Here is a 24,464-nt window from a genome sequence, read left to right as displayed (position 1 = left end):
AGTCGGTACGGCGGGCGGATGACGGACACATCCACCCGTAACCCCCAGACCGATCATGCCTCAGGACAGTGCGGGGCGGGGCCGCGTCACCGCTTCTCCTCCAGGTCCTCCAGCGCGATCCTGGTCTTGCCGAAGGGGATGTACGGCGCGGCCTCCTTCGACATGTGCAGGTAGCCCACGGTGTCGGCGTCGACCCAGTAGCAGCGGGTGCCCTCCCCCTCGGCGAGGTTCTGGCAGGCGGCCGCGGCGGGGGACGAGCCGGGGCTCACGGGGACCCAGTCCGTCCTCGCGCCGGCGGGCTTGCCCGCCTTCCCGGTCAACCAGTCCAGGGCGCCCTTGAGGTCGCTCACCTGGGCCTGCGATCCGGTGGCGGTGACCTGCTGGCCCGCGGTGACCCCCGAACCGCTCCGGTAGGTCACGGTGAGCTGCCCACCGGCGGACTTGTGGTGCGGTCCGTCCGGGATCACGTCGTCTCCCGCGGCGGGCTCGACGGAGACGCGGTCCATCGTGAACAGTCTCTCGGGGAACGGTTCGGCGAAGGAGCCGGGTGCCTTGGTCGTCTCGGTGCCGGCCGTCGGGCCGGCCTCGGCGGAACCGGCCGTCAGGTCGGCCTCAACGGAATAGGTGCATCCCGTCAGGACGCCTGCCATCAGCGCCGTCAGGGAGATTCGTACGATGTTCACCCTCTGAGGATCCAGCAGTGCACTTGTGTGGCACTTGTATCCCTCTGGTGACGATCGCGCCCCGGCCTCCCGTCCGGGAAGACCGCCGCGCCCCCCTACTCGGCGGCGGCGAGCTGGCCGCAGGCACCGTCGATCTCGCGGCCGCGGGTGTCGCGGACCGTGACCGGGACACCGTGGTACTCCAGGCGGCGGACGAAGGCCCGCTCGTCCTCGGGGCGCGAGGCCGTCCACTTGGAACCGGGGGTGGGGTTGAGCGGGATCAGGTTGACGTGCACGAGCTTGTTCCTGATGAGCTTGCCGAGCAGGTCGGCCCGCCACTCCTGGTCGTTGATGTCCTTGATCAGGGCGTACTCGATGGAGACGCGGCGCTTGGTCCTGGCGGCGTAGTCCCAGGCCGCGTCGAGCACCTCGGCGACCTTCCACCGGGTGTTGATCGGCACCAGGGTGTCGCGGAGCTCGTCGTCGGGGGCGTGCAGGGAGACCGCCAGCGTCACCGGCAGCCCTTCGGCGGCGAGCTTGCCGATTGCGGGGACCAGGCCGACGGTGGAGACCGTGACACCGCGCGCGGAGATGCCCAGGCCCTCGGGGGCGGGCTCGACCAGCCGGCGGACCGCGCCGATGACGGCCTTGTAGTTGGCCAGCGGCTCGCCCATGCCCATGAAGACCACGTTGCCGACCCGGCCGGGACCGCCGGGGACCTCGCCGTTCGCCAGCTCGCGCGCCCCGGCGACGACCTGCTCGACGATCTCGGCGGTCGACATGTTCCGGGTCAGGCCCGCCTGGCCGGTGGCGCAGAACGGGCAGTTCATGCCGCAGCCCGCCTGCGAGGAGACGCACATCGTGGTGCGGTCGCTGTAGCGCATGAGCACGGACTCGACCAGCGCGCCGTCGAAGAGCCGCCACAGCGTCTTGCGGGTGGTGCCGCCGTCGCAGGTGATCTCCCGGACCGGCGTCAGCAGCCGCGGGAACAGGGCGGTGCCGAGCTTCTCGCGCGCCGCGGCGGGCAGGTCGGTCATCGTGGTCGGGTCGCCGTTGAGGCGGTCGAAGTAGTGCCGTGAGAGCTGGTCGGCGCGGAACGGCTTCTCCCCCAGTTCGGCGACCGCGGCCCGGCGCTCGGCCATGGTCAGGTCGGCCAGGTGGCGCGCGGGCTTGGCCCGGCGGGGCGCCACGAAGGTGAGCTGGCCGGGGGCGGGGGTCCCGGTCTGGCTGGTGGTCGACACGTCCAATGCCTTCTCTCGACGGTTGCGCGAATACTCGAAGCGGTGCTCGACCCTGATCTAGAGTCCGGAGGTATGGCGACATTCCGCCCCTCAGAGACGAGGGGAGACGGCGTCGAGGTCGTGCTCACCGACGTCAATCCCTACGGGAGCCGGACCCTGGTGGTCGAGCGCGACGAGATGTCCTCGGTAGCTTACCTGTGCGCGTCCGGCGGCACCGTGCACGGAGCGGTCTGGCTGGCCAACCACGTGCCCGCCCCGCCCTCGGCCGATCCGGTCCGCCTGGACGCCGGGCTGCCTCCCGTGGTGCCCCGGGCGAACACCCGGCACCCCTCGGGCAGACCGCCGCTGGGATCCCTCCGGCCTCTCTGGTTCGAGGAGGGCGACGGCGTCGCCCTCTACGAGAACGACGAGCTCCTCGCGGTCATTCCGGGCTGGGCCGACATCGGCAGGGGCATGCCGGGATACGCGCGCGACATGATCGGTGAGACCCCGTTCGCCTGGTCGCTGGCGGACGCCCGCGACGAGCTGGCCCCGCGCCTGGCGGCGGCCCGGTCCTACTGGGAGTGGCGCGCGGGCGACGGCTCCTGGGCCTCGTTCCAGCAGTTCGTGATGGGCCACCTGGACCGGGCCGTCGGATCCGCGGGCCGGTTCTGGGACGCGGGCGGCGGGCGGCTCCCCGCCGTGGGCATCACCGAGCGCCCGCCGGAGCGGGGCCGCGGGCACACGATCCTGTCCACCGTCGGCATGAGCTGCCAGCGCATGCCCTCGGTCGAGCGGTACATCGACCGGCCCGACGCCTACGCCAGGATCGAGCTCGCCACCGCCACCCGCGGGGACCCCCGGGAGGCCGCCCGGCTGCTGGTCTGGCTGGGCCAGTATCCGTGGCATTCGGTCACCTGGCTCGGCGACGGGCACACCGCCCACTGGTACCACCGGCCGGAGACGTTCCCGCTGGGGCCGGACTACAGCGGCGTCGTCCTGCTCTCCCGGCTGCCCGGCCTGCCCGACCTGTCGGGCTTCACCTTCGGCGGGGACGTCGTGCGCTGGCTCTGGCTGCTCCCGGTCACCGCGGGCGAGCTCCGGCTGACGGCGTCGGACGGCTACCGGGCGCTGGCGCCCCGGCTCTCGGCCGACCGGCTGCTGAGGACGGGCTAGGCCCGGCCGCCGGCGCGGGGCACCCGCGGGCGGCCGGGCCCATGAGGCGCTCAAGACCGCAAGACCCTCAGATCATCAGGGCCCTCAGAGACCAGCAGAGCGCTCAGACCAGCAGGGTGAGCAGCGCCCAGACCGGGATGAGCGCGGCGACCAGGGAGTCGAGGCGGTCCATCATCCCGCCGTGACCGGGCAGCACGCTGCTCATGTCCTTGATCCCGAGGTCCCGCTTGATCACCGACTCGACCAGGTCGCCGAGCGTGGCGGCGACCACGACGACCGCGCCGATCAGCACGCCCTTCCAGACCTCGGCCTCCAGCAGCCACGCCGTCAGCCAGCCGCCGACGGCCATGCAGGCCAGGGCCGACCCCGCGAAGCCCTCCCAGGTCTTCTTCGGGCTGATCACCGGGGACATCTTGTGCCGGCCGAAGAGCACTCCGGCGAAGTAGCCGCCGATGTCGCTGGCGACGGTGGTGGCGATGAAGACCACCACCCGGTCCGGCCCCTGGTCCTGGGCGAGCAGCAGCGCCACGAACCCGGCGAGCAGCGCCGGGTAGGCGGTGACCAGGACCGTCGCGGCGGTGTCGCGGACGTAGCCCTCGGTTCCGGCGAACATCCGCCAGATCATCAGGACCAGCAGGGCCGTAGCGAAGACGCCGACGAGCCAGACCGGCCCGCCCCAGTAGCCCCCGGCGAGCATCGCGGCCAGCGCGGCCAGCACCGGGACCACCGGGACGCGGATGTCCCTGGTCGCGAGCGACCGGACCAGTTCCACCACCCCGGCGCCCACCGCCACGAGCACCACGGCGAGGAAGAGCTCCTCGACGTAGTAGAGGGAGAGGATGACCGCCGCTCCCAGACCGGCCCCGACCGCGACCGCGGCGGGGAGATTCCGGCCGGTACGGCTACCGCCCGCCGCAGATTCCAAGGGGTCCCACTCTCATACACAAAATCCTTGTCCCGCGCGGAGTGCCCGCGCAGGACAAGGATCGGGCTCAGACTTCGAGCAGCTCGGCTTCCTTGTGCTTGAGCAGCTCGTCGATCTTGGCGACATGCTTCTGGGTCAGGTCGTCGAGCTCCTTCTCCGCGCGACGCACCTCGTCCTCGCCGGCCTCGCCGTCCTTGACCAGCTTGTCGAGGACCTCCTTGGCGTGGCGGCGGATGTTGCGCACCGAGACCTTGGACTGCTCGGCCTTGGTGCGGGCCACCTTGATGTACTCCTTGCGGCGCTCCTCCGACAGCTCGGGGAAGGCCACCCGGATGACATTGCCGTCGTTGCCCGGGTTGACGCCCAGGTCGGAGTCCCGGATCGCGCGCTCGATCGCGGCCATCGAGCCCTTGTCGTAGGGCTGGATGATGACCATGCGAGCCTCGGGGACGTGGAACGAGGCCAGCTGCTGAATGGGAGTGATCGTCCCGTAGTACTCAGCGCTGATCTTGTTGAACATCGACGGGGTGACGCGGCCCGTGCGGATGCCGGCGAAGTCGTCCTTCGCCACCCCGATGGCCTTGTCCATCTTTTCCTCGGCTTCGAGGAGGGTTTCGTCGATCACAGCGGCTCCCTAGTCTTCTGGGTCACTCACCATTCCTCACTCGCTTCGCGGGCCGCCGCCCGCCGGAGGATCACCTCCGGCGGACCCGTGCCGCGTACCGCTCCGCTCGCTCCGTCGGGCTCGCTCCCTGTCTTCTGGTCACTCGCCCTCCTCACGCGCTTCGCGGGCCGCTCCTCCGTCGCGTACCGCTCCGCTCGCTCGTCAGGTTCGCTTCCTATTTCCCTGCCGGACTCACCAGTGTGCCGATCTTCTCACCGTGCACCGCCCGCAGGATGTTGCCCTCGCCCATGAGGTCGAAGACGACGATCGGCAGGCCGTTGTCCATGCAGAGGCTGATGGCGGTGGCGTCCATGACGCCGAGGCCGCGGGTCAGCACCTCACCATATTCGAGATGATCGAACCTGACGGCGTCGGGGTTCTTCCGGGGGTCGGCGTCGTAGACACCGTCCACCTGGGTGCCCTTGAGCAGCGCCTGGGCGCCGATCTCCAGCGCGCGCTGGGCGGCGCAGGTGTCGGTGGAGAAGAACGGCGAGCCCAGTCCCGCGCCGAAGATCACCACCCGCCCCTTCTCGAGGTGGCGGATGGCGCGGCGGGGCAGGAAGGGCTCGGCCACCTGCTGCATGGTGATGGCCGTCTGGACGCGGGTCTCGATGCCCCGCTTCTCCAGGAAGTCCTGGAGCGCCAGGCAGTTGATGACGGTGCTGAGCATGCCCATGTAGTCGGCCCGGGCGCGGTCCATGCCGCCCGCGGACAGGGCCGCGCCGCGGAACATGTTGCCCCCGCCGACCACGACCGCGACCTGCACGCCCCCGCGGACCGCCTCCGCGATCGAGTCGGCCAGGTGGCCGACCACGACCGGGTCGATGCCCATCGGCTCGCTGCCGGCGAAGGCCTCGCCGGACAGCTTCAGCATGACGCGCTTCCAGCGAAGCGTGCCCGCATACGACGAAACCGCCGACGCAGCGGGTTCTGGATTCTCCTGCACGACGGCGGCCTCCTCGTAGGGGTGTTCTGCTGAGAGAAGCTGGTCTAAGCCTAAGCCTGGCCGACCTTGAAGCGGACGAAGGCCTCGACCTTGACGCCGTTCTCCTCGGCGAACTTCTGGATGGACTTCTTGTTGTCCTTCACGAACGCCTGCTGGAGCAGGGTGAAGTCCTTGTACCAGCCGTTGACGCGGCCGTCGACGATCTTGCCGATGGCGGCCTCGGGCTTGCCCTCCTCGCGGGTCATCTCCTCGAAGAGCGCGCGCTCCTTCTCGATGACGTCCGCGGGGACCTGCTCAGGGCTGAGGTACTTCGGGGCCATCGCGGCGGCGTGCTGCGCGATGTCCTTGGCGACCTGGGCGTTGGCGGCGTCGAGCTGCACGAGGACACCGACCGCCGGCGGGAGCTGCGGGTCGGTCCGGTGCATGTAGGCGCCGACGTAGCCGCCCTCGAGGACCGCGAAGCGCCGGATCTCGATCTTCTCACCGAGCGCGGCGTTGGTCTCGTCCAGCAGCTCCTTGACGGTCTTGCCGTTGAGCTGCGACTCGAGCAGGGTGGGGACGTCGGCCGGCTTGGTCGCCAGGACGTGCTCGACGACCTGCGCCGCGACCTCCTGGAAGCGCTCGCCCTTGGCCACGAAGTCGGTCTCGCAGTTGAGCTCCAGCAGCGCGGCGACGGAGTCGCCGTCCTGCTTCAGGGCGACCAGGCCGTTGGAGGCGGTGCGCGCCTCGCGCTTGCCGACGTCCTTGGCGCCCTTGAGGCGCAGGAGCTCGACGGCGCGGTCGAAGTCGCCCTCGGACTCCTCCAGAGCCTTCTTGCAGTCCATCATGCCGGCCGCGGTCAGCTCACGAAGCCGCTTGACGTCGGCCATGTTCACGGAAGCCATTGTCTTTTCCTCGTGGGAGTCGTCACTGATCTCAGAGAGTCGGCACGAGATCAGGCTGGGTGGATCGGGTGGGCGTCCCCGCGACGGGCACGCCCACCCGGAAAGAGCCTTGCGAGTCGTACGGCTGCGCCGTACGAGGAGGAACTAGGCCTGCTCGGCGTCGGCGGCCGGGGCGGCCTCGGCGTCGGCGTCGTTCTCGGCGGCCGGGGCGGCCTCCGCCTCGGTCTCGGCCTCGGCGGCCGGGGCGGCCTCCGCCTCGGTCTCGGCGGCCGGGGCGGCCTCGGCCTCGGGGGCGCCCGCGAGAAGCTCCTGCTCCCACTCGGCCAGCGGCTCGGCGCCACCGGCGACGGCCGGCTTGTCCTCGCCGCCGCGGGCCGCACCGGCGCGGGCCATGAGGCCGGCGGCGACGGCGTCGGCGACGACGCGGGTCAGCAGGCCGACGGCGCGGATGGCGTCGTCGTTACCCGGGATCGGGTAGTCGACCTCGTCGGGGTCGCAGTTGGTGTCGAGGATCGCGACGACCGGGATGTTGAGCTTGCGGGCCTCGCTGATCCCGATGTGCTCCTTCTTGGTGTCGACGACCCACACCGCGCTGGGCACGCGGGACATGTCGCGGATGCCGCCGAGGGTGCGCTCCAGCTTCTCCTTCTCGCGGCGGCGCATGAGGAGCTCCTTCTTGGTGAGCCCCGACGCGGCGACGTTGTCGAAGTCGAGCTCCTCGAGCTCCTTGAGGCGCTGGAGCCTCTTGTGCACGGTGGAGAAGTTGGTGAGCATGCCGCCCAGCCAGCGCTGGTTGACGTACGGCATGCCGACGCGGGCGGCCTGCTCGGCGATGGCCTCCTGCGCCTGCTTCTTCGTGCCGATGAACATGATCGTGCCGCCGTGCGCGACGGTCTCCTTGACGAAGTCGTACGCCCGGTCGATGAAGGCGAGCGACTTCTGCAGGTCGATGATGTAGATGCCGTTGCGCTCGGTGAAGATGAAGCGCTTCATCTTCGGGTTCCAGCGCCGGGTCTGGTGACCGAAGTGCACGCCGCTCTCGAGCAGCTGTCGCATGGTGACGACGGGGGTGGACATGTGATTGTCCTCCAGGTCGGGGCGCCCATCGCTGAGCGCTGTTCTCGGTTGACGCGGCGGCCTTCGGCCACCGCCCTGATGCCCCCGGACCGCTCCAGCCGGGCTCTCGCCCGGACCGAGGGAAACGGCCCCGGATGGGGCATGCGAAGTCAGCCCGTGAGTTACAGGCCATCGGAAAGTGTACCCGCCGCGGCGCCGCACCCTGACCTTTCAGGGTCAAACCACGCCCGACCACCGCGTGGAGGCGGCCGTCGGCCCCCGGTCCGGGAGGCCGGAGCGCACCCGCCGTCCGCCCCCGCCACGTCCGCAACACCACCGACCCGCCGATCCGCCGATCCGCCCCCGCCACATCCGCAACACCGCCGGTCTGTCCCTGCCACATCCGCAACACCGCCGGTCTGTCCCTGCCACATTCGCAACGCCGCCGGTCTGTCCACAGAATCCCGTTCGCCGCAGCGCGGGCGGACCTCCGCCGTTCATGCTTGCGCCTGTGACCTCCCGTTCCCTCCCGGCCCTGGCCCTTCTGCCGGCGCTCCTGGCCGCGACTCCGGAGCCCACCGACGCGACTCGTGCGACGGACCGCGCGGCAGATCGCGTGATGGACCGGGCGACCGCGTCCGGGCGTCCCTCCCCGAGCCCCGCAGGCGTGGAGCCCGCCGCCGCTGAACCACCCGCCACGCCGGCGGACACGCCCCGGAGCGGGCCGGCGGCCGCGGCTCGCTGGGCGTGGCCGCTCCCTGGACGCCCCCGGATCCTGCGGGCCTTCGCCCCTCCCCCTCAGCCCTGGCTCTCCGGGCACCGGGGCGTCGACCTCGCCGCACCCTCCGGCACCCCGGTCCACGCGGCGGGCCCGGGGACGGTCGGCTACGCCGGCCCCCTCGCCGGTCGCGGTGTCGTCACCGTGCTCCACTCCGCAGGCCTGCGCACCACCTACCTCCCGGTCCGCGCGTCGGTGCGGCACGGCCAGGCGATCGAACGGGGCGAGGTCATCGGCACGGTCGAAGCCGCGGCCGGGCACTGCCCGACCGGCTGCCTGCACTGGGGCCTGCTCCACGGCCGGCGCTATCTCGACCCGCTGCTCCTCCTGGGCCACGGTCAGGTCCGGCTCCTACCGCTCCGGACCGGCGGAGCCCCCTGACGCACCGCTCCGCCGGGCCTCCTGACGGCACCGCTCCGGACCGGCGGAGCTCCCTGACGCACCGCTCCGGACCGGTGAAGTCCCCTGGGCGGCACCGCTCCGCCGGGCCCCCTGACGGCGGAAGGCTCTCCGGGCCGCCTACCCGCTGGAAGGCTCCTCCGGGCACAGGCGCCAGCCCCGGGAGGTCTTCTCGACGTATCCGGCGGCGGCCAGCCCGCCCAGGCAGGAGAGCACCGTCTCCAGATCGACGCCCGCCTCCACCGCGATCACCGCCGGGCCCGCCCCGATCCGCGCGGGCACCGCCTCCAGGACCCGGCGGACCTCGGGAGCGAGCCGGTCGCGCGGGAGAACCGGGCCTCTCGGCTCGGGAGCCAGGTCGCTTCCGATGGCTCCGACCAGCTCGGCCATCTCCGCTGGGGTGGTGACGCAGGTCGCCGCGCCCTGGCGGATCAGCCGGTGGCACCCGGTGGAGGTGTCGGAGGTCACCGGCCCCGGCACGGCGGCCAGGATCCGGTTCAGTGCGACCGCGTGACCGGCCGTGTTGAGCGCTCCGCTGCGCACGGCCGCCTCGATGACCACCGTCCCCCGGGCCAGCGCGGCGATGATCCGGTTGCGGACGAGGAAACGCGGCCGGGTGGGCCGCACCCCCATGGGGCTCTCGCTCACCATCAGACCCCGAGTCCGCACGACCTCGAACAGGTCGTGGTGCGCGCTGGGATAGGAGACGTCGGTGCCGCAGGCGAGCACGGCGACGGTGGGCGCGCCCCCCGCGAGGGCTCCGCGGTGGGCCGCGCCGTCGACGCCGTACGCGCCCCCGGAGACCACCCCGTGTCCCCGCTCGCTCAGCCCCGCACCGAACTCCGCCGCGACATGCGCCCCGTAGGGGGTGGCGGCCCTGGAGCCGACGATCGCGACCGACCGGATGCAGGCGAAGCGCAGGTTCGCCTGCCCGTGCAGCCACAGGGCATGGGGCCGGGAGTCCAGCAGGTCGTCCAGCTGGGTGGGCCACTCCGGCTCACCCGGCACGACCAGGCGGGCTCCCGCCCGTTCGCCCGCGGCCAGGTCTCCGGCGGGGTCCGCCGCCTCCAGCCGGGCCGCCCAGGCGGCGAGGATCCGGTCGAGCCGCACGTCCGCCTCCCCTGTGCCGCCTGCCGAGCGTCCGCGCCGGGTGCTCGCGAACCACCGGACGAACTCCGGGTCCAGAGCCCCCCGCCGGACCTGCTCGACGGCCGCCTCCGGACCGCAGGAGGCCACGAGCCTGCCCATCACCGCGTCACCGGGCTCGGCCAGCCGCATCAATGTGACCCGTGCGAGCCGTTCCCTCACCGTTCCTCCCCCAGCCACAACCCGAGCGCCGCGTTGACCTCCTCGGCCCTGGGCCTGCCGCCGTCCTTCAGATCCGCCAGCGTCCAGGCGACCCTGAGCACCCGGTCGAGTCCCCGGGCGCTCAGCACGCCGTTGTCCAGACATCTCAGCAGCGGTGACATCACCTTCGCCGACAGCCGGTAGTCGGTGTGCAGGGCGCCGGTGGGCACCTCCGCGTTGCGTCTCCAGGGCCTGCCCGCGAACCGCTTCGCGGCCCGTTCTCTGGCCAGGAGCACCCGCTCGGCCACCGTCCGGCTCGGCTCGATGAACCGGCGGTCGGCGAGCAGCTCCCGCCGGGTCGCCCGTACCAAGGTCACCTTGACGTCGACGCGGTCCAGCAACGGGCCGGAGAGCCGGGCCAGGTAGCGGCGGCGGGCACTGGGGGAGCACCGGCAGGGCTCCCCCGGCCGGGACGGCTGCGCGCACGGGCACGGGTTGGCCGCCAGCACGAGCATGAACCTGGCCGGGAACGTGACCGAGCCCAGCGACCTGGACACCGTCACCCGGCCCGACTCGAGGGGCTGGCGGAGCGCGTCGAGGACGCTCATCGCGAATTCGGGGGCTTCGTCCAGGAACAGGACCCCTCCGTGGGCCAGCGAGACCGCACCAGGCTGGATCGTCCCGCTGCCGCCGCCGATGACGGCCGCGATGGTCGCCGTGTGATGGGGCGCCATGAAGGGCGGACGGGTCAGCATCGGCCGGTCGGCCGGGAGCGTCCCGGCGACCGAGTGGATCGCCGTCACCTCGAGCGCCTGGTCGCGTTCCAGAGCCGGGAGGAGGGTCGGGAGCCGTTCGGCGAGCATGGTCTTCCCGGTTCCCGGTGCTCCCAGCATCCAGAGGTTGTGGCCTCCGGCTGCGCAGATCTCCAGGGCCCGGCGGGCGAAGGGCTGACCTGCCACGTCGCTCAGGTCGGGAGCGGTCCCGGCGGAGCCCTCCCCTCCGGGCCGGTCCGCGCCGCCCCGCCCGTCCGGCTCGTCCGGCGGCCCCGGACCGTCCCAGCCGTCCGGACCGTCCGGGGCACCGGCTCCGCTCCCCTGACCGGATCCGGTCCCGCCGTCCGCCGGGACACCATCGGAACGGGGCGGGCCGCCGGGGTCGCCGGCACGCAGCCAGCCCACCAGGTCGGCCAGCGCCCGGACCGGGACCACCGTCACGTCCGGCACCAGGCCCGCCTCGGCCGCGTTGCCCGCAGGGACGACGACCGTGCGGGCGCCGGCGGCGACCGCGGCCAGCACGGCGGGGAGCACGCCCCGCACCGGTCTGACCGACCCGTCGAGACCGAGCTCGCCGAGGAAGAACAGCGGGGCGACCCGCTGCCTGGGCACGATCCCCGCCGCGGCGAGCAGCGCCACCGCGATCGCCAGGTCGAACATGCTGCCGCGCTTGGGCAGGCTCGCGGGGAACAGGCTCACGGTGATGCGCGCGTCCGGCCAGGCGTGACGGCTGTTGACCACCGCCGAGCGGACCCGGTCGCGCGCCTCGCTCAGCGCGGTGTCGAGCATGCCGATCAGATGCGTGCCCGCCACACCGCTGCCGACGTCGGCCTCGACGTCGACCACGTGCCCGGTGACCCCGATCAGGCAGACGCAGTGCGTGCGTGCGACGGTCACTCACACCACCCCCGGGACAGGGCGGACGATCCACGACAGCCCGGGGGCGTCCGGCCGCCCGGCTGACGGTCCGGAGGGCACACGGGACGACCCGGAGGACGCGGAGAACGGCTCGGAGGGCATCAGCACACCCCCCGCTCGTGGCGGATGACGAACTCCCCCGCGAAGCGCTCCAGCGCCACCACGTCGACCCGGACGGAGTCGAACCGCTCGCACCGCCCGCCCAGCCACCTACCGGCCAGCCCGCGCAGCCGGGCCAGCTTCGCCCCGGTCACCGCCTCGAAGGCGGTGCCGTGGCTCCGCCCGGAGCGGGTCTTCACCTCCACCACGACGAGTGCCCGCCCGTCCCGGGCGACCACGTCGATCTCACCGGCCCGGCACCGCCAGTTGCGATCCAGGATCTGCATGCCGTGCGCCTGCAGATAGTCGACGGCGATCTGCTCGCCGTGCCTGCCGAGCTCGTCCTTCGCGGCCATGGAACCACCTCCGGTTCCAGACCTTCGCTCAGCTCACGGCCTCACGGTCCGCCCGAGCCTGACTCTGTGGACATCCGGCCGGAGGCGGGGGCGCCTGTGGAGAAGTCCTCAGCCGGAGAAGCCCTCCTTCGGCATCTCCAGGTCGGACTTGGCCAGCTCCTCGACGTTGACGTCCTTGAAGGTGACCACGCGGACGTTCTTGACGAACCTGGCCGGCCGGTACATGTCCCAGACCCAGGCGTCCTGCATCTTCACGTCGAAGAACACGTCGCCGTTCTCGGCCGTGCGGACGTCCAGGTCGACGGAGTTGGTGAGATAGAAGCGCCGCTCGGTCTCCACGACGTAGGTGAACAGGCCGACCACGTCGCGGTATTCGCGGTAAAGCTGCAGCTCCATCTCGGTCTCATATTTCTCGAGATCCTCTGCGCTCATACCGGTCCTCCTGTCACACGCCTTTCCGGCCCGCCCGATCAGGCGACGCCGGCCCCCACTTCATTCTCACCCATCGGTCCCGTCCGGCCAGACCTCACCGCCCTCTCCACCGGAAGCGGGCTATCCGCCCTTGGTGAACGTCCTGGTGAACGTCTCGGGAGTGGAGAGGATCGCCGCCCGCGAGAACGGCCAGTAGATCGCGAAGGCCCGCCCGATCACGTCGTCCTCCGAGATCGTGCCGTCGCCCGCCTGCTCCTCCCAGCTGCGGGAGTCGCGGGACTGCGAGCGGTGGTCGCCCATGACCCACAGGCGGCCCTTCGGGACCACCTTCTCGAACGCGTCCCCCGAGGGGAGGTCGTCAGGGTGGAGGTAGTCCTTCTCCTCGATCGGCACGCCGTTCACGGTGATCCGCTTCTGGGCGTCGCAGCACCTGACGGTGTCGCCGCCGATCGCGATGACCCTCTTGATGGTGTCCTCGCCGTCCCACCCCTTGAAGACCACCACGTCGCCGCGCTCGGTCGCGCCGTGCAGCTTGTTGACGACCACCCGGTCGTCCTCGACGAGGGTGTTCTCCATCGACTCCGAGGGGATCCAGAAGGACTGGAAGACGAACGCCTGGAGCAGCAGCGCCACGACGACGCCGGAGACCAGCAGGATCAGCGTCTCACGCAGGCTGCCCTTGCGGGAGGACCCGTCCCGGCCACCGCCGGGGCCCTCGTCCCGCCCGTCGTCCGGGCCGGGCCCGCCCTCGTCCTCCGGCACGTCGTCCTGCTTGTTGTCGGGTTCGACTGTCATGGGGTACGGCTACCGCCTCGCGCGTCGGCGACGACGCCACAGCACCAGCGGAACCGCCCCGGCGAAGCCCGCGAGGAGCGGGGTCGCCCCTCCCACGGCTGCGGCGGCGTTCAGCGCCGGCTGGCTGAACGTGTCAGGAATGGGGAGAGTCGTGGCCCTGGAGAAGGGCCAGACGATGACGAACGCCCGGCCGATCACCTGGTCGATCGGGATCGTCCCGCCGCCGGGATCGCCCTGGTGCGCCCGGGAGTCGAGGGAGACCCCCCGGTGGTCGCCCATGACCCACAGCCGGCCCGGCGGGACCTTGATCTCGAAGTCGTCCATGGCCGGCTGGTCGTGCGGGTAGAGGTACTGCCTCTCGTCGAGGGCCACCCCGTTGACCGTGACCCGGCCCTGCTTGTCACAGCACTTCACGACGTCCCCCGGAACGCCGATGACCCGCTTGATGTAGTCCTTCTCACCGGGCACCACGCCGAAGGCGGTGCCGACCCAGTGGAAGAAGGCCGCGAAGGGGTTGGACGGCTCCTCGATCTGCACCTCGCCGTCCCAGGAGTCCACGCCGGAGAAGACCACCACGTCGCCGCGCTCGATGTCGCGGACGTGGTAGACGAGCTTGTTGACCAGGACCCGGTCGTTCTTCAGGAGGGTGTTCTCCATCGACTCCGACGGGATGTAGAAGGCCTGGACGATGAAGGTCTTGATGACGAGCGCGAGCAGCAGCGCGACGACCACCAAGACGGGCAACTCCTTCCAGAAGGAGCCCTTCTTCTTGTCCTTGCCGCCCTTGGCGGTCTTCTTGGTGTCTTCCGCGACCACGTCCACCTCGTCCTCGACAGACCGGGGCGATTCCCCGCCGCTTGCCTGGCCCTCGTTAGTCATCGCTGACGAGCCTAGATGATGGCGGAGGCGCGATGGCCGAGGCCGCGGGTTAAGGGCCGCCCCTGATTGCATCAGCGTTGTCCCGTCTCCGCGCGTTCCTCCGGCTCCCGGCGGTACGGTCGCCCGCGCAGGCCGCATGCCCGGACATGCGACCGGCCCGCCTCCCAGAGGGAGGCGGGCCGGGGCGACACCGCGTGCGACTAGCGGGCTTCGCGCTTCTCGCGGATGCGGGCGGCCTTGCCGCGCAGGTCGCGCATGTAGTAGAGCTTGGCGCGACGGACGTCACCGCGCGTCACGACGTTGATCTTCTCGATGACCGGGCTGTGGACCGGGAAGGTCCGCTCGACGCCGACGCTGTAGCTGATCTTGCGGACGGTGAAGGTCTCACGGGCGCCACCGCCCTGACGGCGCAGCACGAAGCCCTTGAAGATCTGGACACGGGAGCGGTTGCCCTCGATGACCCGGACGTGGACCTCGAGCGTGTCGCCGGGCCGGAAGTCCGGGACGTCGCTGCGGAGCGTGGCCTTCTCGAGCTCGGTGATCAGCGTGTGCATGACAGTGGTACCTCATTTACGCGAGCACGCGGAGGTCCACCCGGCCGCGCCGGGGCGGCATCGTGATGGACGCACATGCTGGACTGATGTGTCGGTCGTGAAGCCGGGAGCTGCGGCCCGGCGACGCGCGCCGGCCTGCGGGCAGTCGGCGGCAATGGTTCAGTGTGCCATATTCTCGCGCTCCACCGGAAATCCGAGCTCCTCCAGGAGCCGCCGGTCGTGCTTGTCCGTGCTCTCCGGATCGAGCGCGGCCAGCAGCTCGGGGCGGTTCCTCGCGGTCCGGCGCAGCGCCTCGTCCCGGCGCCAGCGGGCGATCTTCCCGTGGTGGCCGGAGAGCAGGACCTCGGGGATCTCCCTGCCCCGCCACTCTGGCGGCTTGGTGTAGACCGGGCCCTCCAGCAGGTTCTCCATGGCCCCGGGTGCGAACGAGTCGTCCACCGCGGAGCGGGCGTTGCCCAGTACCCCGGGCAGCAGCCGTCCGACGGCCTCGACCATCACCAGCACCGCGGCCTCGCCTCCGGCGAGCACGTAGTCGCCGATGCTGACCTCGTCCACCCGCAGGCGCGAGCCGTACTCGGCCATGACCCGGGAGTCGATGCCCTCGTAGCGCGCGGGGGTGAACAGCAGCCACGGCTCCGCGGCGTAGTCCATGGCGAGCCGCTGAGTGAAGGGCACGCCGCTCGGAGTCGGCACGATGATCCGCGGCCGGGACCCCGGATCGGCGGCGAGCACGTCGTCGATGGCCTCGCCCCACGGGCCGGGCTTCATGACCATGCCGGGGCCGCCGCCGTAGGGGGTGTCGTCCACGGTGCGGTGCACGTCGTGCGTCCAGTCGCGGAGCTGGTGCAGGCGGACGTCGAGGATGCCGCGCTCCCGGGCCTTGCCGATGAGGGAGACGTCGAGCGGGGCGAAGTACTCGGGGAAGATCGAGATGATGTCGATGCGCATGGTCAGGCCATCTGGTCCGGGTCCAGCAGTCCCGGCGGCCCGTCCACGAGCAGGGTCCCCGCCTCCAGGTCGATCTCCGGGACCAGCGCCTTCACGAACGGCACGTAGACGTCCGCGCCGCCGCGCCGTACGACCAGCAGGTCCTGGCCGTGGTGGAGCACGTCGACGACCTCGCCGGCCCGCTCCCCGTCGGGGGTGACGACGGTGAGGCCGATGAGCTGGTGGTCGTGGAACTCGTCGGGGTCGTCGGAGGGCGGGATGTCCGCCGAGTCGACGACGAGCATGGTGCCGCGGAGGTCTTCGGCCCGGTCGCGGTCGTCCACGCCCGCGAAGCGGACCAGCAGGGTCCCGGAGTGCCAGCGCCGGGACGCGACGACGAGCGGACCGGCGGACGCGGGGTCGGTGGCGAGCACCGCCCCGGAGGCGAAGCGGCTCTCCGGGTCGTCGGTGCGGACCTCGACGGTCACATCGCCGCGGAGCCCGTGCGGACGGCCGATCCGGCCTACGACAAGCTGCACGCCCGTCTCCTGAGTGTCGTGTCGAAAGAAAGCAGACGGGTCACCCACACCGGTGGGTGACCCGTCCGCTCGATGGATCTCGTGTCGGCCGGGGCCTAGCGGGCCTCGTCCAGGTCGAGCAGGTCGACCCGGATGTACTTGCCGTCGCCGAGGGCGTTCACCACCGTGCGGAGCGCCTTCGCCGTACGGCCACCGCGGCCGATGACCTTGCCCAGGTCCTCGGGGTGGACCCGGACCTCAAGCACCCGCCCGCTGCGGATGCGGCGGGCGTGAACCTGGATGTCGTCGGGATGCTCGACGATGCCCTTCACCAGGTGCTCGAGGGCCTCCTCGAGCATCTCAGGCCTCGCCTTCCGGCTTCTCCTCGGCGGCGGCCGGCTCGACCGGGGTCTCGGCGGCGGCCTCTTCGGCCTTGGGAGCGGCCTTCTTGGCCGACTTCTTCGGCGTGGTGGCGGCGTCCAGGGACAGCGCCTCCTTGGCCGCGGACTCGTAGGCGGCGTGGCGGTCGGCCTTGGGCTCGGCGACCAGGAGCGGAGCCGGAGCGGGCTCGCCCTTGAACTTCTGCCAGTCACCGGTGAGCTTGAGGAGCTTCAGCACCGGCTCGGTCGGCTGCGCGCCGACACTCAGCCAGTAGGCCGCCCGCTCGGCGTCGATCTCGATGCGCGAGGGGTTCTCCTTCGGGTGGTACAGGCCGATCTCCTCGATCGCCCGGCCGTCACGCTTGGTTCGGCTGTCGGCGACGACGACGCGGTACTGCGGGTTGCGGATCATGCCGAGCCGCTTGAGCTTGATCTTGACTGCCACTGGTGTGGTCTCTCCTGCATTAGAGCGTGGGTCAGCGGCGTCTCGTCGAGTGGGGCGCGAAGAGCCGGCCGCTGCAGGGACAGGCGCGACCGGCGGGGGTTAGAGGGCGCCCGCGTGGCCACGATGTTCCAACATGCAATTGTGCCAGACATCTGGGGATGCCCGGCCAACCGATCCCCTTCTTCCGTGTCCGGAAAGGGGAAAGTCCTCGGGCGGGCGCCCCGTGGGGTCGCCCGCACCGCGTCATCCGGGCGTCATCCGGGCGTCACTTGGGCCGGACGCCCAGGAGCTCCAGCGCCGCGATGGTGATGAAGCCCACCATGATGACCAGCCAGATCCAGCGGGCGCGCCCGTGGAACCTGTCGCCGCCGTCGTCACTCATCACTGACCCGGAAGCTTGAACTTGGAGGGGTCGAAGCCCGGCGGGAGCTCCAGGCCGGGAGGGAGCTGGCCGGCGCCCAGGTTGCCGAGGGCGCCGCTCATGTCAGGGCCCGCGTCAGGAGTCTTGGCGCCCTTGCCGAGCGCGGCCTTGCGCGGGTCTCCGCTGACGCGGCGGCCCTTGGCGGACTTCTTCTGGGCCGCCTTGGCGGCCTTGCGCCCGCCGGGCATCCCGGGGATGCCCATGCCGCCGGCCATCCGCTTCATCATCTTCTGGGCCTCGAAGAACCGGACGACCAGGTTGTTCACCTCGGTCACCGTGACGCCGGACCCCTTGGCGATGCGCTCGCGGCGCGACCCCTTGATGATCTTCGGGTCCTGCCGCTCACCCGGGGTCATCGAGCGGATGATGGCGGCGATCCGGTCCAGGTCGCGGTCGTCGACCTGGTTGATCTGGTCGCGCATCTGCCCCATGCCGGGCATCATGCCGAGGAGGTTCTTGATGGGCCCCATCTTGCGGACCATCATCATCTGCTCGAGGAAGTCCTCCAGCGTGAAGCCCTCACCCGAGGTGAGCTTGCCCGCCATCTTGGCGGCCTGCTCCTCGTCGAAGGTCTTCTGCGCCTGCTCGATCAGGGTGAGGATGTCGCCCATGTCGAGGATGCGGGAGGCCATCCGGTCCGGGTGGAAGGCGTCGAAGTCCTCGAGCTTCTCACCGGTGGACGCGAACATGATCGGCTTGCCGGTGATGTGCCGGACCGAGAGGGCCGCGCCGCCGCGCGCGTCGCCGTCGAGCTTGGTGAGCACCACCCCGTCGAAGCCGACGCCGTCCATGAACGCCTGGGCCGTGGAGACGGCGTCCTGGCCGATCATGGCGTCGACGACGAACAGGACCTCGTCGGGCGTGACCGCGTCGCGGATGTCCGCCGCCTGCTTCATCAGCTCCTGGTCGATGCCCAGGCGGCCGGCGGTGTCGATGATGACGACGTCGTGCTGCTGCCGGCGGGCGTGGTCGATCGACTGGCGGGCCACGGCGATCGGGTCGCCGACCCCGTTGCCCGGCTCGGGCGCGTAGACCGCGACCCCCGCCCGCTCGGCCACGACCGAGAGCTGCTGGACCGCGTTGGGCCGTTGGAGGTCGGCGGCGACCAGCAGCGGGGTGTGGTTCTGCTCCCGCAGCCAGCGGGCGAGCTTGCCCGCCAGCGTGGTCTTGCCGGCTCCCTGGAGACCGGCGAGCATGATGACGGTCGGCGGGGTCTTCGCGTAGCGGAGCCGCCGGGTCTCACCGCCGAGGATCTCGATCAGCTCGTCGTTGACGATCTTGACGACCTGCTGGGCCGGGTTCAGCGCCTGGGAGACCTCGGCTCCGCGGGCGCGCTCCTTGACCTGGGCGACGAACGTCTTGACCACGGGCAGCGCGACGTCGGCCTCGAGCAGCGCGATGCGGATCTCGCGGCACGTCGCGTCGATGTCGGCGTCGGAGAGCCGACCCTTGGATCGGAGGGAGGAGAAGACCGATGTGAGCCGGTCGGAAAGCGTCTCGAACACGTGATTGGCCAGCCTCTGCGCTACAGGTCTGCGACTCGACCTCCCAGCCTATCCGCTGACGGCCGTACCCGGCGCCCCGGTGAGGCGCCGCCGGGCCGCGCGGCGGCGAGGGAGGGGGTCCCCCGCCCCTAGCGGCCCCAGCCCGGGACGGCCATCCGCATCGTCAGAGCGTGCTCGACCAGCGTGATGAGCGTGCTCTTCACCGCGTCCCGGGAGCGCGCGTCGGTCCGCGAGATCGGGATGTTCGGGGCGAGCGTCAGCGCCTCCCGCACCTCCTCCTCGGCGTGCGGGTGGGTGCCGTCCCAGCCGTTGAGCGCGACCACGAAGGGGAGCTTGGCCTCCTCGAAGTAGTCGATCGCCGGGAAGCTGTCGGCCAGGCGGCGGGTGTCGACCAGCACGACCGCGCCGATGGCGCCGCGGACCAGGTCGTCCCACATGAACCAGAACCGGTGCTGCCCGGGCGTGCCGAACAGGTACAGGATCAGGTCGCGGTCCAGGGAGACCCGGCCGAAGTCCATGGCGACCGTGGTCGTGGTCTTGTTGGGGGTGAGGCCGACGTCGTCGATGCCGGCGCTGGCGTCGGTCATCACCGCCTCCGTGGTCAGCGGGAGGATCTCCGACACCGCACCCACGAACGTGGTCTTTCCCACGCCGAAGCCGCCGGCGACGACGATCTTCGTCGAGGTGAGGCCGGCACCCCGGCTAGAGCCTGCGAAGTCCACTGAGCACCCTTTCCAGCAGGTTGAGATCCGGCTTGCCCGCGTTCAGCTGCGGCTGATGCAACTGGACCAGCCCCTCTGCCGCCATGTCCGCGACGAGGATCCGGGTGACGCCGAGGGGGATGCGGAGCATCGCGGAGATCTCAGCGACCGAACGCACTTGCCGGCACAGGGCGCTGATCGCCTGATACTCCGGAGTGCGGGTGGATAGATCATGGTGAATCGAGGTCGCCGAGGAGACCAGCGCCTCCATGGCGAGCTGGGTCCGGGGGGCGGTCCGCCCTCCGGTCACGGCGTAGGGGCGGACCAGGGAACTCTGCTCCGCCGGCGCCGGCTGCACGTGATGCGACGGGCCGCCCGGCTGCTGCATGTGCTGCCCGGGGTAGCCGGGACCGCCCGGCTGCCCGGGATAGCCGGGACCGCCCGGCTGCATGTGCTGCGCGGGCATGCCCGGCTGCGCCGGGTGACCGGGGCCGCCCGGTTGCATGCGGGCGTCGTCCGTCGACTGGTGGGGCGGCCCGCCCAGCGGGTCGCCCTCACCTGGCCATCCGCGGCCTGCCACGGCGTCCTCCTAGGGCGGTGTCCGCCGCGGCGCCGACGCGCCGCGGCCCGGATGCTGACCGATCTCTTCCCTCGTCTCTCATGCACGGGCTCCTTCGGCTCCGAAAGGGAAGTGCCCCGGTGCGCCCGCTCGGGTCGTCACCGGGGGTGGGAGGCCTGGAGTTCGGCGCGGACGGCCGGCGTCAGCACCTGGCCGGCCCGCTCGACGAGCAGGGTCATCTGGTAGGCCACCAGGCCCATGTCGCAGTCGGGCGAGGCGAGCACCGCGAGGCAGGAGCCGTCGCTGATCGACATGATGAGCAGCAGTCCGCGCTGCATCTCCACCACGGTCTGGGTGACCGCGCCGCCCTCGAAGACCCGGGAGGCGCCCTGGGTCAGGCTGAGCAGCCCGGCCGCGACCGCGGCCAGCTGGTCGGCCCGGTCCCGGGGGAACCCGTCCGAGTACGCCAGCGGCAGGCCGTCCGTCGAGACCACGACCGTGTGCGCAACGCCTGGGACGTTGTTCACGAAGTCGGTGATCAGCCAGTTGACCCCCCGAGCGGCCTGGCTCAGTTCGCGCACCGGTCATCCTCCTCGGTCATCGTCATGGGCTCGCTCACCGCTCCTCCCTGCTTCCTTCAACGTCCCGGCCGAAGCCGGGATACGCCTGCTCCTCGGAGGCCTCCCCCCTCGCGACCGCCCGGCCCTGCCGTACTCCCTTCTGGAAGCTCGCCAGCCGGTTGCGCACCGCCTCCGGGGAGACGGTCGGCCGGAGGGCGGGGGCCGGCGGAGCACCGCCCGCGTCGGGGGCGACCGTGCCCGGCACGAGGTTGGCCTTGGGCACCCGCTTGGGCAGGCCCGCGCCGGTGACCCCGCCGAGCGCCGGCTCGCTGGCCGCCCGGGCCGCCTGCCAGCCGGCGTCCGCCGGCGAGGACCAGGCGGACCCGGCCGCCTGGGCGGGGGCCGCGGGCACCGGGGACTGGAGCGCGGCCGTCTCCTGCAGGTCCGCGCCCGGGCCGGACGCGGAGTCCGCCGCGGGAGCGGCCGGCTCGGCCTTCCTGAACCAGTCGGACTCCACCGCCGCGAAGATCGGCAGGAACTCCTCCCGCTCCTCCTCCAGCGCGGAGGGCTCGCGCACCACCGGCAGGGGGCCCGTGCTGTCCGCCTCGGTGTCGAACGTGCGGCGCGCCTGCGTTCCCGCGCCGGCCCGCGTCTCCTGGCGCGGGTCCGGCCACACGCCGGTGTCCCCGCGCATGGGCGCGCTCGGCCAGGATCCCGGGTTCTCCTGGGAGGCCGCCGGCCAGGCCGGACCGGTGCCGGGCGCCGGCACGTGCCCGGGCCAGGGGGTGTCGACCGGCGCCCGGCCGGGGTGGCCCTCCGTCGTGAAGGAGCGCCCGTCCCCGCCGAAGGAGGAGGACTGCCCCGCGTCGAACGAGGACTGCACGGCGTCGAACGGCGAGCGCCCGTCCCCCGCGAACGAGGACTGCGAGGCGTCGAAGGAGCCGAAGCGCGCGCCCGCGTCGAAGGAGTTGAAGGCCTGCTGCGCCGCCTCGAAGGAGGCGAACGCGGGCCGGGAGGAGTCCAGCGAGACCGGGCTGGCCATCACCGGAGGCCGCTCCGCCGAGGGCGCCTGCGCGCCCCAGTCGCCGCCGTGCGCCCCGGGCTGCGCTCCCGGCAGCTGCCCGGTGGGGGCGAGCAGGTTCTCCGGGAGGAGCACCATCGCCGTCAGGCCCCCGCTGTCCTGCTGGCGGAGCTGCACCCGGATGCCGTGGCGCAGGGCCAGGCGGCCGACCACGAACAGGCCCATCCGGCGGGAGACCGAGACGTCCACCACCGGCGGGTTGGCCAGCCGCCAGTTCGCCTGCGCCAGCTCCTCGGCGGTCATGCCGATGCCGAGGTCGGTGACGGACACCATCACGCCGCCGCCGTCGATGCGGTTGCTCGACACGATGACCTTCGTCTCCCTCGGGGAGAAGGAGATCGCGTTCTCGACGAGCTCGGCGATCAGGTGGACGACGTCGTTGACGGACGTGCCCGCCACGGAGACCCCGCCGGACAGCCGCAGGTCCACCCGCTCGTAGTTCTCGACCTCCGACAGCGAGGCGCGGACCACGTCGATCAGCGGGACCGGCTGGCTCCACCGCCTCGCGGGCTCCTGCCCCGCGAGGACCAGGAGGTTCTCGCTGTTGCGGCGCATGCGGGTGGCCAGGTGGTCCAGCCGGAACAGGCTCCCGAGGCGGCCCTCGTCCTGCTCGCCGTGCTCCAGGCTCTCGATGAGCGCCAGCTGGCGCTCGACCAGGGTCTGGCTGCGCCGGGAGAGGTTGACGAACATGGCGTTGACGTTGCTGCGCAGCGTCGCCTCCTCGCCCGCCAGCCGTACGGCCTCGCGGTGGACCTCGTCGAAGGCCCGGGCCACTTCCCCGATCTCGTCGGCCGAGGCCACGCCGATCGGCTGGACCTCCACCGCGGTGACCTCGCCCCGCTCGCGCATGCCCTGCACGGTCTCCGGCAGGCGCTCTCCGGCGATGGACAGCGCCTCGGTGCGCAGCCTGCGCAGCGGCTTGACGAGGGAGCGGGCCACGATCACGGTGACGGCCAGGACCATGAGGAGCAGCAGCGCGGTGAGGCCCGCGGTGATCAGCGCGCCGCGCTGCTCGGTCTCCTGGAGGGCGCGGCTCTGCGCGATGACGGTGTCGGCGATCCGCTTCTCGACCTCGCGCATGCGGTCGACCGTGTCGGAGGCGGCGTCGAACCAGATCGCCTGGTCCCCGGCCCCGGAGCGGGACACGTCGACGCGCAGGAGCGGGGCCTGCTCGTTCGCCAGGACCAGGGCGCGCAGCCGCATCGACTCCGCGCGGTCCTTCTTCTGGCTGCTGACGGTGTCGTCGAACAACTGCCGCTGCGCCACCGTCGCCTCGGACTGGAAGGTCACGAGCTCGCTGTCCCGCTCGGCCCGGGCGGCGACGAAGGCGTCCAGGCCTTCGGAGGTGAACCTCCGCTCGGCGAGGGCCACGGCGAGGATCGCCCGTTCCGCGGAGGCCCGCTCCTTGGCCCGGGCCAGCGCGCCGAACGCGTTGGCGCTGCCGGCCAGCCCCTGGTCCGTGACGCCCTGGACGATCTCGTCGTGCAGGGCCAGCAGGTTGTCCAGCGTCCGCGAGTACATGGCGATCGTGGGCTGGGCGGGGAGCCGGGTCTTCGTCGCGGTCTCGCGCATGCTCTTGAGCTCGTCGATGCGGTTGCGGATCTGTGCGAGCTCGGCCCTGCCGCGGTCGCCGAAGTCCTCGGCCTGCCCGCCGCCGAGGATGAGGTCGACGCGGTCGCCGACGTCACCGGCCGCCCGGTCGACGGCCTCGTACTGCTCCTGCAGCTTCGCCAGGGCGGCGCTCCCGCGCCCCTGGGCCACGAAGCGGGCGGACAGGTCGCGTTCCTCCTCCAGCTCGTGCGCGAGCTCGCTGATCTCGGCGGTCAGCTCGGCGCCGGCGCGCACCCGCTCGTACTCGGCGGCGCTGCTGAGCGAGGTGACCGTCCGCAGACCGCCCAGGACGATCGCCGCCATGGTCGGGATGGCGATGAGCGCGATCAGCCGCGACCGCACCCGCCAGTTGCGGAGGGCCAGCTTCCTGCCTCTCTTCACGGTGCCGCCGGCCTCGGTGCCGGGCACCCGATCGCCCTGCGGCGGTTCCCCCGGAGCGGCGGCGCCCGGCCTCGGTTCGCGTTCGCTGGGGGTTGACGCTGTCCTCACTGGCCTCCGCTGCCTCTCCTCGGATCGTCTGCTTAGAGGGGGGATCGCGTCACAACGGTTGATACGCATGTGACGCCGACGCATCCATGGGGTAGGGGTTATTGGAGCACAGCCGGATGAGTTCGGCCAACGGCGCATAAGTCTCGGATTATCCGTAACCCCCACATGTCATCCACAATCGGGCAACAACTCTCCGTCTCGCCGGACAGAGGCGGGCAGAACCGAGAATTGCCCCCCTTCAGGCGCCCCATCCGCTTCCGCCAAACCACGGCAAGCACCCATAAGGTCGAAAAAAGTCCATTTATGCCCATTTGACCATATGGACCGATATTTGTTATTTGGTTCATCCTCTCCGCTACTCTGATCCGCGATCGACATCCCCCTTGATCACCTGCCTCACGGGACCACCTCCGCGCCGCCCGCTGCTTCGGCGAGTCCCGCCAGGGCGGATCAACGCAGTGAAT

The 24,464-nt window shown here is 71.6% G+C and carries 25 protein-coding genes; 2 read left to right on the top strand and 23 right to left on the bottom strand.

The genetic code is table 11. From position 1 onward, the window contains the following. Positions 1 to 86 precede the first annotated feature (86 nt). Together IEZ06_RS18195 and rlmN are read right to left on the bottom strand one after the other, a co-directional pair. Entirely contained in the window at positions 87 to 683 is a 597-nt protein-coding gene (locus IEZ06_RS18195) for a hypothetical protein (protein WP_189237896.1), read from the bottom strand. Between the two features lie 95 nt (positions 684 to 778). Continuing rightward, positions 779 to 1,903 (bottom strand): dual-specificity RNA methyltransferase RlmN, encoded by a 1,125-nt coding sequence (gene rlmN, locus IEZ06_RS18190; RefSeq protein ID WP_189237895.1) that lies wholly within the window; start codon positions 1,901 to 1,903, stop codon positions 779 to 781. A 72-nt stretch (positions 1,904 to 1,975) separates the two neighbouring features. Here rlmN and IEZ06_RS18185 point away from each other — a divergent pair, with 72 nt between their 5' ends. Further along, positions 1,976 to 3,058, top strand: a complete 1,083-nt coding sequence (locus IEZ06_RS18185) for a suppressor of fused domain protein (protein ID WP_189237894.1) — start codon at positions 1,976 to 1,978, stop codon at positions 3,056 to 3,058. A gap of 103 nt (positions 3,059 to 3,161) precedes the next feature. Here the strand turns inward: IEZ06_RS18185 and IEZ06_RS18180 are convergent, their stop codons facing one another. The 5 genes from IEZ06_RS18180 to rpsB form a co-directional block, all read right to left on the bottom strand. Further along, positions 3,162 to 3,983 (bottom strand): phosphatidate cytidylyltransferase, encoded by an 822-nt coding sequence (locus IEZ06_RS18180; protein ID WP_189237893.1) that lies wholly within the window; start codon positions 3,981 to 3,983, stop codon positions 3,162 to 3,164. Between the two features lie 67 nt (positions 3,984 to 4,050). Then, positions 4,051 to 4,608 (bottom strand): ribosome recycling factor, encoded by a 558-nt coding sequence (gene frr, locus IEZ06_RS18175; protein ID WP_189237892.1) that lies wholly within the window; start codon positions 4,606 to 4,608, stop codon positions 4,051 to 4,053. A 214-nt stretch (positions 4,609 to 4,822) separates the two neighbouring features. Next, complete coding sequence (gene pyrH, locus IEZ06_RS18170) at positions 4,823 to 5,521, bottom strand: UMP kinase (RefSeq protein WP_068895108.1); 699 nt, start codon at positions 5,519 to 5,521, stop codon at positions 4,823 to 4,825. A gap of 122 nt (positions 5,522 to 5,643) precedes the next feature. Then, positions 5,644 to 6,477 carry a translation elongation factor Ts gene (gene tsf, locus IEZ06_RS18165; protein WP_189237891.1) on the bottom strand — a complete coding sequence of 278 codons (834 nt, stop codon included), beginning with the start codon at positions 6,475 to 6,477 and terminating at the stop codon, positions 5,644 to 5,646. 144 nt (positions 6,478 to 6,621) lie between these two features. Beyond that, positions 6,622 to 7,554 (bottom strand): 30S ribosomal protein S2, encoded by a 933-nt coding sequence (gene rpsB / locus IEZ06_RS18160; RefSeq protein WP_189237890.1) that lies wholly within the window; start codon positions 7,552 to 7,554, stop codon positions 6,622 to 6,624. A 490-nt stretch (positions 7,555 to 8,044) separates the two neighbouring features. Between rpsB and IEZ06_RS18155 the strand changes: the two genes are divergently transcribed. After that, positions 8,045 to 8,692: a M23 family metallopeptidase gene (locus tag IEZ06_RS18155; RefSeq protein ID WP_229798306.1), complete on the top strand. Its 648-nt coding sequence runs from the start codon at positions 8,045 to 8,047 to the stop codon at positions 8,690 to 8,692. Positions 8,693 to 8,830: 138 nt separating this feature from the next. Here IEZ06_RS18155 and dprA read toward each other — a convergent pair whose 3' ends face one another. From dprA to IEZ06_RS37220, 16 genes are all read right to left on the bottom strand, one after another. After that, complete coding sequence (dprA, locus tag IEZ06_RS18150) at positions 8,831 to 10,018, bottom strand: DNA-processing protein DprA (RefSeq protein WP_229798304.1); 1,188 nt, start codon at positions 10,016 to 10,018, stop codon at positions 8,831 to 8,833. Beyond that, positions 10,015 to 11,667, bottom strand: coding sequence for a YifB family Mg chelatase-like AAA ATPase (locus IEZ06_RS18145; RefSeq protein ID WP_189237888.1), 1,653 nt, complete (start codon positions 11,665 to 11,667; stop codon positions 10,015 to 10,017). The genes dprA and IEZ06_RS18145 overlap by 4 nt, the downstream gene beginning before the upstream one ends. Positions 11,668 to 11,789: 122 nt before the next feature. Then, complete coding sequence (locus IEZ06_RS18140) at positions 11,790 to 12,143, bottom strand: YraN family protein (RefSeq protein WP_068895100.1); 354 nt, start codon at positions 12,141 to 12,143, stop codon at positions 11,790 to 11,792. Positions 12,144 to 12,251: 108 nt separating this feature from the next. After that, on the bottom strand, positions 12,252 to 12,575 hold the full coding sequence (locus IEZ06_RS18135; protein WP_068895098.1) for a DUF2469 domain-containing protein: 324 nt from the start codon (positions 12,573 to 12,575) through the stop codon (positions 12,252 to 12,254). Positions 12,576 to 12,695: 120 nt separating this feature from the next. Then, positions 12,696 to 13,370 carry a signal peptidase I gene (gene lepB, locus IEZ06_RS18130; RefSeq protein WP_189237887.1) on the bottom strand — a complete coding sequence of 225 codons (675 nt, stop codon included), beginning with the start codon at positions 13,368 to 13,370 and terminating at the stop codon, positions 12,696 to 12,698. Positions 13,371 to 13,379: 9 nt separating this feature from the next. After that, the gene (gene lepB / locus IEZ06_RS18125) at positions 13,380 to 14,249 is read right to left on the bottom strand and encodes a signal peptidase I (protein ID WP_189237886.1); all 870 of its coding nucleotides are present in this window, start codon (positions 14,247 to 14,249) and stop codon (positions 13,380 to 13,382) included. Between the two features lie 200 nt (positions 14,250 to 14,449). Further along, on the bottom strand, positions 14,450 to 14,803 hold the full coding sequence (gene rplS, locus IEZ06_RS18120; RefSeq protein ID WP_068895094.1) for a 50S ribosomal protein L19: 354 nt from the start codon (positions 14,801 to 14,803) through the stop codon (positions 14,450 to 14,452). 159 nt (positions 14,804 to 14,962) lie between these two features. Beyond that, positions 14,963 to 15,751: a tRNA (guanosine(37)-N1)-methyltransferase TrmD gene (gene trmD, locus IEZ06_RS18115; RefSeq protein ID WP_189237885.1), complete on the bottom strand. Its 789-nt coding sequence runs from the start codon at positions 15,749 to 15,751 to the stop codon at positions 14,963 to 14,965. Between the two features lie 2 nt (positions 15,752 to 15,753). Then, on the bottom strand, positions 15,754 to 16,269 hold the full coding sequence (gene rimM / locus IEZ06_RS18110) for a ribosome maturation factor RimM (RefSeq protein WP_189237884.1): 516 nt from the start codon (positions 16,267 to 16,269) through the stop codon (positions 15,754 to 15,756). Between the two features lie 95 nt (positions 16,270 to 16,364). Then, entirely contained in the window at positions 16,365 to 16,607 is a 243-nt protein-coding gene (locus tag IEZ06_RS18105) for an RNA-binding protein (protein ID WP_068895088.1), read from the bottom strand. Between the two features lies 1 nt (position 16,608). Then, complete coding sequence (gene rpsP, locus IEZ06_RS18100) at positions 16,609 to 17,073, bottom strand: 30S ribosomal protein S16 (RefSeq protein ID WP_189237883.1); 465 nt, start codon at positions 17,071 to 17,073, stop codon at positions 16,609 to 16,611. 381 nt (positions 17,074 to 17,454) lie between these two features. Beyond that, positions 17,455 to 18,999: a signal recognition particle protein gene (gene ffh, locus IEZ06_RS18095; protein WP_189237882.1), complete on the bottom strand. Its 1,545-nt coding sequence runs from the start codon at positions 18,997 to 18,999 to the stop codon at positions 17,455 to 17,457. 128 nt (positions 19,000 to 19,127) lie between these two features. Continuing rightward, entirely contained in the window at positions 19,128 to 19,721 is a 594-nt protein-coding gene (locus tag IEZ06_RS18090; protein ID WP_189237881.1) for a GTP-binding protein, read from the bottom strand. Continuing rightward, positions 19,702 to 20,088 carry a DUF742 domain-containing protein gene (locus tag IEZ06_RS18085; RefSeq protein WP_229798314.1) on the bottom strand — a complete coding sequence of 129 codons (387 nt, stop codon included), beginning with the start codon at positions 20,086 to 20,088 and terminating at the stop codon, positions 19,702 to 19,704. The genes IEZ06_RS18090 and IEZ06_RS18085 overlap by 20 nt, the downstream gene beginning before the upstream one ends. A gap of 329 nt (positions 20,089 to 20,417) precedes the next feature. Beyond that, on the bottom strand, positions 20,418 to 20,840 hold the full coding sequence (locus IEZ06_RS18080; RefSeq protein ID WP_068895081.1) for a roadblock/LC7 domain-containing protein: 423 nt from the start codon (positions 20,838 to 20,840) through the stop codon (positions 20,418 to 20,420). A 34-nt stretch (positions 20,841 to 20,874) separates the two neighbouring features. Further along, the gene (locus IEZ06_RS37220) at positions 20,875 to 23,919 is read right to left on the bottom strand and encodes a sensor histidine kinase (protein WP_189237880.1); all 3,045 of its coding nucleotides are present in this window, start codon (positions 23,917 to 23,919) and stop codon (positions 20,875 to 20,877) included. Positions 23,920 to 24,464 lie beyond the last annotated feature (545 nt).

Source organism: Planomonospora antibiotica, assembly GCF_014647955.1.
Lineage (GTDB): Bacteria > Actinomycetota > Actinomycetes > Streptosporangiales > Streptosporangiaceae > Planomonospora > Planomonospora parontospora.
Note: the sequence above shows the minus strand (reverse complement) of the source record. Positions and strands in the feature narration are given on the sequence as shown.

Excerpts from the sequence above, each read along its gene's own strand:
- IEZ06_RS18185 (WP_189237894.1), top strand. The coding sequence starts at position 1,976 with ATGGCGACATTCCGCCCCTCAGAGACGAGGGGAGACGGCGTCGAGGTC.
- pyrH (WP_068895108.1), bottom strand. The coding sequence starts at position 5,521 with ATGCTGAAGCTGTCCGGCGAGGCCTTCGCCGGCAGCGAGCCGATGGGC.
- tsf (WP_189237891.1), bottom strand. The coding sequence starts at position 6,477 with ATGGCTTCCGTGAACATGGCCGACGTCAAGCGGCTTCGTGAGCTGACC.
- rpsB (WP_189237890.1), bottom strand. The coding sequence starts at position 7,554 with ATGTCCACCCCCGTCGTCACCATGCGACAGCTGCTCGAGAGCGGCGTG.
- IEZ06_RS18140 (WP_068895100.1), bottom strand. The coding sequence starts at position 12,143 with ATGGCCGCGAAGGACGAGCTCGGCAGGCACGGCGAGCAGATCGCCGTC.
- IEZ06_RS18135 (WP_068895098.1), bottom strand. The coding sequence starts at position 12,575 with ATGAGCGCAGAGGATCTCGAGAAATATGAGACCGAGATGGAGCTGCAG.
- lepB (WP_189237887.1), bottom strand. The coding sequence starts at position 13,370 with ATGACAGTCGAACCCGACAACAAGCAGGACGACGTGCCGGAGGACGAG.
- lepB (WP_189237886.1), bottom strand. The coding sequence starts at position 14,249 with ATGACTAACGAGGGCCAGGCAAGCGGCGGGGAATCGCCCCGGTCTGTC.
- rplS (WP_068895094.1), bottom strand. The coding sequence starts at position 14,803 with ATGCACACGCTGATCACCGAGCTCGAGAAGGCCACGCTCCGCAGCGAC.
- trmD (WP_189237885.1), bottom strand. The coding sequence starts at position 15,751 with ATGCGCATCGACATCATCTCGATCTTCCCCGAGTACTTCGCCCCGCTC.
- IEZ06_RS18105 (WP_068895088.1), bottom strand. The coding sequence starts at position 16,607 with ATGCTCGAGGAGGCCCTCGAGCACCTGGTGAAGGGCATCGTCGAGCAT.
- IEZ06_RS18085 (WP_229798314.1), bottom strand. The coding sequence starts at position 20,088 with ATGCAGCAGCCGGGCGGCCCGTCGCATCACGTGCAGCCGGCGCCGGCG.